This window comes from Streptomyces sp. NPDC033136 (assembly GCF_055578235.1).
This window is the reverse complement of record NZ_JBVIPD010000049.1, coordinates 1-7,452: the sequence shown is the minus strand read 5'-3', so window position 1 is coordinate 7,452 and position 7,452 is coordinate 1. Positions and strand designations below refer to the sequence as shown.

The following is a 7,452-nucleotide window of genomic DNA, read 5'->3' as shown; positions in this document are numbered from 1 at the left end:
AAGACCTGCCCCAGGTTGTCGCGCAACCGGATCGCCAACGATCCCTTCGGGAAGGCCGCACGAGCCACCCGCCGCGTCAATTCCGGGACCTCTCCACCCTCCCGCACCCGCACCCGACACGTGGGGGGGATTTGAGAGATCAGCAACGGGGTCCTGTCCTCCGGGGATTTCGTGCCCGCGATGGAGCAGTTCCTGGGCTCCTCGGCCGGCCTCTCGCCGGCGACGGTGACCCGGCTGACGAAGCAGTGGACCGACGACCACACCGCCTTCCAGGCCCGTGACCTGTCGGATTCCGACTACGTCTACGTGTGGGCCGACGGTGTCCACCCCAAGGTCCGCCTCGGCCAGGCCCATTCTTGCGTCCTGGTCCTCATGGGCGTGCGCCCCGACGGCCGCAAGGAACTCATCGCGCTGGCTGAGGGGCTGCGTGAATCGACCGAGTCGTGGGCGGATCTGCTGCGTGACTGCCGCCGACGCGGCATGAGAGATCCCGAACTCGTGGTCGGCGACGGCGCGATGGGCCTGTGGAGGGCCCTCGCAGAGGTGTTTCCGCAGGCCAGGCACCAGAGGTGCTGGGTTCACAAGGTCCGCAATGTCATGAACGCGCTACCGAAGTCGGCTCAGCCCGGCGCGAAGAAGGCCCTGCAGGAGATCTACAACGCCGAGGACCGCGACCACGCCGAGAAGGCGATCAAGGACTTCGAACGCGCCTACGCAGCGAAGTGGCCGAAAGCGACCAAGAAGATCACCGACGAGGCCGACGAGCTCCTCGCGTTCTACGACTTCCCCGCCGAGCACTGGGTGCACCTGCGCACGACAAATCCCATCGAGAGCACTTTCAGCACCGTGAAGTTGAGGACCAAGGTCACCCGCGGGGCCGGAAGCCCGGCCGCGGCCCTGGCGATGGTGTTCAAGCTCGTCGAGTCCGCCCAGGCCCGCTGGCGCGCGATCACCGCACCCCACCTTGTCGCTCTCGTCCGCAACGGCGCCCGCTTCAAGAACGGTCACCTCGTCGAGCGCGCCGACGCAAAGGCTTCAGCATAAGCCAGCCCACCCAGGCGGGCCGTACCGCGTCACATCAATCGCCCAAAGTGCTTGACCATAGGTATGGCTGTAATAGAAGCTGTTGCAGCAAGGAGGAAGTGGTGGCGGCGAATAGTCGATTGACCATCGCGACGCATGCGCTGACATGGTTGGCGTTGGCGCAGCGCCGCGGCCAGGAGGTTCTCACTTCGGACCAGGTCGCGGCCAGCGTCAACACCAATCCCGTGATCATCCGGCGCAGCCTCGGTGACCTGCGGCGGGCCGGCCTGGTGGAGGTGCGCCACGGCGCCGGTGCAGGCTGGAGTCTCGCCCGTGAGCCGGAGGAGATCACCCTGCTTGAGGTGCATGACGCCGTCCATGCGGAGCCACCGTTCGGCCTGCACCACACCGAGCCCAACCTGGAGTGTCCGGTCGGCCGAGGCATCCGGCCCGCCCTGGGCGAAATCTACGGTCGGGTCGAGCAGGCCATGCGACGGGAGCTGGCGGACACGTCGATCGCCGATGTACTTCGCGAGACGCTGGTGAACTAGCCGCTGGATCCGATGGTCGGACAGCTGTCACTTCGCTTGTTGTAACAAATATTGTTCCAGCAGCTGAACGAGGAGTAAGGCTGGTGAAAGCCCTACGGTGTCCAGTCGTCGAACTGCGGCAGTACACGCTGTACTCAGGACAGCGAGACGTACTGATCGATCTGTTCGACCGGGAGTTCGTCGGGCCCCAAGAGGAGGTGGGCATGACCGTCCTGGGGCAATTCCGCGACCTGAACGACCCCGACCGGTTCGTCTGGCTCCGCGGCTTCGAAGACATGCCACGCCGCGCCGAAGCACTGGAGAGCTTCTACGGGGGTCCGGTCTGGCAGGCGCACCGCGACAAGGCGAACGCGACGATGATCGACTCCGATGACGTACTGATGCTGCGGCCAGCCTCGGCACGGGGCGGGTTCCCAGTGCCGGTTGGCGCCCGGCCAACCCCCGGCGAGCCGGCGGCATTGCCACCGTCGCTCGTCCTCGCCACGATCTGGTACGGCCACGGCCCGTTCGACACTGCGTTCGTCGAGTTCTTCGAGCGGCGCGTGCAACCCATACTGGCCGAGACCGGCGGCGAGCCACTGGCGTACCTACAGTCCGAACACGCCCCGAACACCTTCCCGGCGCTGCCGGTGCGGATGAACGAGGAGGTCTTCGTATGGTTCGCACGTTTCACCGACGAAGGCCACATCGACGATCACCTGAATCGCTTGCAGCATTCAGAACGCTGGCGAGAGGAGGTGCTGCCGACTCTTTCGGAACGGTGGGCCAGGACCCCACAACGGCTACGGCTGGCACCCACCGAGCGGTCAATACTGCGGTAGTTCCGAGAGAGCCAGCGGGTAGAACGCGATCTCGTCACCATCACCAGGAGTAAAACCGATCCACAACTATTGACAATTGCTCATGTACGCATGCCCGTCGTCGTTGTCTGGGGTTCACGGCGGTTCTTGCAGTTCAGAGCGGAGTACCGAGTCCCAGGAACCTAGTGATTGCGGTAGACCATCACAGGAAGATCACAGCTCCCTCTGATAGTGAACACATCATCTCTCCCGCAGTACCGTCATCTCCTCCAGAGCCGCGCGGAGGGGGACGAGATGACCAATCCGTACATGTGGCCGCCCAGGCCGCAACAGCCGCCACGTCTGGCCGCAGGATGGGCGCGCAAGAGGTACGTACTGCCCGCGCTCGGCATCGCGTTCGCCCTCGGTATCTACTTCGGCATCGTCCTTGGCATCGTCGCCGGAGCCAGTGACGACGACACGCGGACCGACGATGCGAAACCCGCAGCGGCGAGCCCTGGTCCGACCGTCATCGTGACCGTAACTGCGAAGGCGAAGCCCGCGCCTACGGTCACCGCGACGAAGACGGTGAAGGTGACCGTCACTGCACAGCCCCCTGCAGACAGCGGCGACGACTCCGACAGCAGCGAGGCAAACGGCGGGAGCGGCTCTGGCGGCCAGACGGATGTCCAGTTCGGGTACGCATGCTCGCCCGTTGGCGCTCTCGGCATTGCCGAGGATGGACGTCCCGCCAAATGCTTCATGGGCAAGGACGGCCGGGCTCGGTGGGGCTATGACTCGAACCGTGGCTAGGGAGCGTATTGGGTCGTGATCAATCTTCGAGTTTTGCCTGCACGGCGGGGTCTGGGCAGGTAGACCTTCTTGGGTGACTCGCGTGCAACTGACGGATATGGAATGGGAGTTCATCGAGCCGTACCTGCCGATCGGCGAGTACGGCCCGTACCCCGAGCGGCTGCGGCAGCAGTTCGAGGGCGTGATCTGGCGGTTCAAAACGGGCGGGCAGTGGCGGGAGATGCCGACAGAGTTCGGCGCCTGGTCGACCGTCCACAACCGCTTCCGGCAATGGCGTGACGCCGGAGTCTTCGAAGCTCTGATGGAGGGCCTGATCGCGGAAGCCGCGAAGCGGGGCGAGGTGGACCTGTCTCTGGTCAGCATCGACTCCACCACCGCCCGGGCCCACCATGACGCGGCCGGCATGCACCTGGAGGAGGAGGTGCTGACCGCCCTTGAGAAAGCCGCCGCCGAGTCGGAGAAGGCCAGGTCAAAGGGGGCGACTGCGACGAACAAACTGGGCAGGGGGCCGAAAGCAACCCCGAGCGGGAAGAACGACGACGCATCCGGCGACGGCACAAACTCCGGCTGAGGGCCGCCCTCATCGGACGCTCCAGAGGCGGGCAGATCATCGAGGCGCGCAGGTGAAGGCCGGCGAGATTCCCTCCGCTTCGGCCTGGGCGCGCCGACGGGCCTGTATCCGGGGCTGCCACCGGCTCAGGACCGCTTCCTCGATCGCCCGGACCTGCAGCGGACCTGGCGCGCGTCGTGCTCCGGGCTGCTTCGTCACCCACCGCTGCACAGTGCGCTGCGACACCCCCAATACGGCGGCGACCTTTCGGGTGGAGCCTCGGTGTGCCTCCAGCAGAAACCGCAGGCGCGCCTCGGTGCTCGAGGGAACGGGGCGGGTGCGCAGCGCACGCTCCATCCCCTGAGTGATCTCTCCCATGTCCTGCCTCCAGTGCCCCGCAGACAGCCGGCTTCCTGCGCCCGTGCTCTCAGGTTTCCCACACCCGCCCGCCCCTGCCCGCTGGTTCTGGCATCTTCGGGACGGCACCGGCCAACGTCGGCTACGCGGGTGTTTTTGAGTGAGCAATGGCACGACGGGGCCTGTACGTCCCGGTGCACCGCGACATGCATGAGCGACGTCGTCCTGACGCAAGTCCGCGTCACCTTGCCGCGCTGGTAGTAGCCGCTGCTGGCCACCGGTAGCGCCGAGCTGACCACCCGTGACGTGGGGCTGGCCATACTCGGCCCGTTGCAGGAGCTCGACCTCGTCGCTTATCTGCGATTCGCCTCCGTCTACCGGGCGTTCGACTTGCTCGAGGACTTCGAGGTCGTAATCGCCGAAATCGAAGGCTTTCATAGACGACGGCTGGACCGTCCCGTCGATCAGCCCGGTGTCGGCCCGGGAGGGGCTTATATTGATCCGAAACTCAAAGGGTTCTATTCGAGGATGTAGCGGACGTGCGGGCCGCCGAAGTAGCCGCGGACGATGCGTGGCTGACGTTGACGCCTGTGGAAGAACCGGCGGGTCTCGGCGGCAAGTTGGGCCTGGTCGCGGGCCCGGCTGTGCATCGGCAGCCGCCGACGACCAGACCGCGTTCGCCATCCAGGAGGCACTCGCCGGGCGGTGGGCCACGGCTCCGGCGGACCCGGACGACCCGGGCCCCCGGCGAGCCCGGCGTACGGTTGCGCTGCTTCTTGGACGTGCGCCAGGGGGTCGGCCATTGACAGTCCCGGAGCCTGGGCTCGTGGGGAGCCGGACTGTCCAGCGATTCGATCCCAGCAGTCCGGCCCACCCCGAACTATGCCCCGCACGTGCTGTTCTGGATTGGGTAGCCGAGGTGTGGCTGCCGACGGGGCAGCGGGACGCGTATACGGGCGTCAAGGTTTACTGCAACTCGCATCCTGCAACGTGCACTTGATCACTTTACCTAACCTTGGAAGTCCGGCGCCGGGTAGATAACGTTGCGCTTGATCACTCCGGGCGATCAAGCACGATCTCCCGGTGACCGCGCAACGCGCCAGGAGCAAGGCAGGAACTGCTCTGGAACCTTGAGGCCGGGGCGACGCTCCCGCCCCCGCTCCCTGCGCGTCTCGACGCTCAAAGGAACTGAACGTGAACCGTGCTCTGCGCATCAGAACCGCATCCATCGCCCTCGGAACCGCTGCCGCCCTCGGCTTAGGCGCCCTTACCCCGGCCCAGGCCGCCGAGCGTCCGCAGCCCCCCGCAGCTGCCACCTTCGCTCTTCCTGCCGATGACCGGACTCCCCAAGACGTCCTGACTGTACTGAGCAGCCGCGACAAGAACGCCACCCCGGCGCAGATCGGGTACGCGTTCTCAGGCGAAGACTCCCAGGCCCGTGCCCTCACTCTCGTGTCCAAGTCGCGCGTGCCGGGCAACGGCACCCTCGCGCCCGCCGCGGAGCAGGCATGGCCGCTGGCCGTAGCAGCCCTCGCGGCTCGCTACGGTCCTACGCTCATCCGAGGCGCCATCGCCGCCTCGAAGAATGGTGTCGGCGCTCTCAGGGCGTACCTCAAGACGACGAAGCTCGCGCGTGATCCCAGCGAGATGCAGGCTGTCATCAACACGATCATGCAATTCTTCGGAACGCCGCCCATGGCTGCACCCGGGAACCGCGTCTGATCTGCAGGAGGTGATTGCAGCCGTGACTGAGGCACGCGACCCCTTCGCCCTGTCCCGGCGGACCCGTTGCAGGATATGGGTTGTCACAGCCGCCGTGTTCCTGATAGTGGGTGTGATATCGCCTAAGGTCACCCCGTTGATGCTGGCCGCAACCGTCTTGAGCCCACTCGGGCTCTATATGAGCGCCGAACTCATCGGGTCGCCCATGAGCCTCACCGATCAGCTGAAGTTCTCCTGGTTCCGCGCACGTGACTCGGTCCGCGCGGCATTCAGGCAACCCGACGAGGTTTTGGCCCTGGCCTGCGTCGCACTGGCCTGGCTGTTTCTGGCGGGACGTGCCATCACCTGACCCGAGGGGGCGGAACGCGCACGGAGCGCGGTCCGCCCCCTCCTCATGGCCGGAACTCGGAGGGTGTCAATCCCCAGTTTTTGTAGAGACGTTGGTTATGCGGCCCGGCCTTCCTGATCGGTCCGGGCTCGCGCTTCCTGGATGATCCGTTCGAACTCAACGGGCGGTTTCCCGCCGACCGCGCTGTGGCGCGCTTGGTGTTGTATTGATCCGAAACGGTAGGTGTTCCGGATCGTTGATCGCTGTGTGAGTGAACTGGTGGGGGATGCACGGCAGTTGTCACCGTCGGCGCAGGAGGCCCTTCGGTTGCGGGCGGTGGCCGCGGTGGTTGCGGGCCGGACTCGTGAGGATGTCGCGGCGGTGTTCCAGGTCTCGCTCAAGGCGGTGGACAACTGGTGGGCGAAGTGGCTGGCCGGCGGACGTGAGGCGCTTGTGGCCCAGCCGCGTGGGCGCCGGGTCGGTGAACATCAGGTTCTCGACGCGGTTGAGCAGCAGGCGGTCCGGCAGGCCGTGCTGGATCACTTGCCCTGTGACCTGGGGCTGGCGGGGCAGCTGTGGACGCGTGCTGGTGTGGGGGATCTGATCGCGAAGCTGTGCCGGGTGCGGCTGACCGAGCAGGGGGTGGGCAAGTACCTGCGCCGGTGGGGGCTGTCGTTCCAGCGCCCGGACAAGCGGGCAGTCGAGCAGAATCCGGAGGCGGTGCGCGTCTGGCGGGAGGAGATCTGGCCGGCGATCCGCGTGAAGGCGAAGGCCGAGGGCGGCGAGGTGCTCTTCGCCGACCAGGTCGGCATCCGCTCTGACCAGGTCACCGGCCGCACCTGGGGCGCCAAGGGGTGCACCCCGATCGTGCGCCGCTCGGGCAACCGGTTTCGGTGAACGCGATGTCCGCGATCAGCACGAAGGGTCGGATGCACTTCATGGTGTTCACCGAGACCTTCGACGCCGAGGTGATGTGCCGCTTCCTGGACCGGCTCGCGGGCCACTTCGACCGCAAGGTGCACCTCGTCGTGGACGGCCACTCCGCGCACCGCTCCCGCAAGGTCCGCACCTGGCTGGCCGATCACCCGGACCGGATCGAGCTGCACTTCCTGCCGTCGTACTCGCCGGAGCTGAACCCCGACGAGCTGGTCAACGCCGACCTCAAACGGAGCCTGCCGATGCACAGCCGGGCCCGCGACCAGGCCCAGCTCGCTGCCGAGACCCGCCGGTTCTTCCACGCGAGGCTGCCGCCACACCTTCCGCGAGCAGGTGCCCGGGGTGCTGGAGCGATACCAGCGGCGTACCGCTCGTCTGACCAGGCAGGTCAAG

General features: G+C 66.4%; 7 protein-coding genes and 5 pseudogenes. 11 read left to right on the top strand and 1 reads right to left on the bottom strand.

All coding sequences use genetic code 11. The annotated features are described in order from the left end of the window. Nucleotides 1-153: 153 nt before the first annotated feature. The 5 genes and pseudogenes from ACZ5TL_RS39265 to ACZ5TL_RS39245 form a co-directional block, all read left to right on the top strand. A pseudogene (locus ACZ5TL_RS39265) lies at nt 154-1,044 on the top strand (IS256 family transposase); the annotation flags it as partial. Between the two features lie 101 nt (nt 1,045-1,145). Then, the gene (locus ACZ5TL_RS39260) at nt 1,146-1,574 is read left to right on the top strand and encodes an Rrf2 family transcriptional regulator (RefSeq protein ID WP_468595564.1); all 429 of its coding nucleotides are present in this window, start codon (nt 1,146-1,148) and stop codon (nt 1,572-1,574) included. Nucleotides 1,575-1,657: 83 nt separating this feature from the next. After that, nucleotides 1,658-2,395 (top strand): NIPSNAP family protein, encoded by a 738-nt coding sequence (locus ACZ5TL_RS39255; RefSeq protein WP_468595563.1) that lies wholly within the window; start codon nt 1,658-1,660, stop codon nt 2,393-2,395. A 273-nt stretch (nt 2,396-2,668) separates the two neighbouring features. After that, nucleotides 2,669-3,166 carry an excalibur calcium-binding domain-containing protein gene (locus ACZ5TL_RS39250; RefSeq protein WP_468595562.1) on the top strand — a complete coding sequence of 166 codons (498 nt, stop codon included), beginning with the start codon at nt 2,669-2,671 and terminating at the stop codon, nt 3,164-3,166. A 73-nt stretch (nt 3,167-3,239) separates the two neighbouring features. Further along, nucleotides 3,240-3,769 (top strand): annotated as a pseudogene (locus ACZ5TL_RS39245) (transposase); the annotation flags it as partial. A gap of 4 nt (nt 3,770-3,773) precedes the next feature. Here ACZ5TL_RS39245 and ACZ5TL_RS39240 read toward each other — a convergent pair. Beyond that, nucleotides 3,774-4,073, bottom strand: coding sequence for a helix-turn-helix domain-containing protein (locus tag ACZ5TL_RS39240; protein ID WP_468595565.1), 300 nt, complete (start codon nt 4,071-4,073; stop codon nt 3,774-3,776). Between the two features lie 273 nt (nt 4,074-4,346). Here ACZ5TL_RS39240 and ACZ5TL_RS39235 point away from each other — a divergent pair. The 6 genes and pseudogenes from ACZ5TL_RS39235 to ACZ5TL_RS39210 all read left to right on the top strand — a co-directional run. Then, a pseudogene (locus ACZ5TL_RS39235) lies at nt 4,347-4,607 on the top strand (hypothetical protein); the annotation flags it as partial. Then, a pseudogene (locus tag ACZ5TL_RS39230) lies at nt 4,546-4,767 on the top strand (hypothetical protein); the annotation flags it as partial. The pseudogenes ACZ5TL_RS39235 and ACZ5TL_RS39230, both read left to right, overlap by 62 nt. Beyond that, nucleotides 4,664-4,879 carry a DUF6207 family protein gene (locus ACZ5TL_RS39225; RefSeq protein WP_468595561.1) on the top strand — a complete coding sequence of 72 codons (216 nt, stop codon included), beginning with the start codon at nt 4,664-4,666 and terminating at the stop codon, nt 4,877-4,879. The pseudogene ACZ5TL_RS39230 and the gene ACZ5TL_RS39225, both read left to right, overlap by 104 nt. A 388-nt stretch (nt 4,880-5,267) precedes the next feature. Then, on the top strand, nt 5,268-5,795 hold the full coding sequence (locus ACZ5TL_RS39220; protein ID WP_468595560.1) for a hypothetical protein: 528 nt from the start codon (nt 5,268-5,270) through the stop codon (nt 5,793-5,795). 22 nt (nt 5,796-5,817) lie between these two features. Beyond that, nucleotides 5,818-6,144 carry a hypothetical protein gene (locus tag ACZ5TL_RS39215; RefSeq protein WP_468595559.1) on the top strand — a complete coding sequence of 109 codons (327 nt, stop codon included), beginning with the start codon at nt 5,818-5,820 and terminating at the stop codon, nt 6,142-6,144. A gap of 222 nt (nt 6,145-6,366) precedes the next feature. Then, nucleotides 6,367-7,304 (top strand): annotated as a pseudogene (locus tag ACZ5TL_RS39210) (IS630 family transposase); the annotation flags it as partial. Nucleotides 7,305-7,452 lie beyond the last annotated feature (148 nt).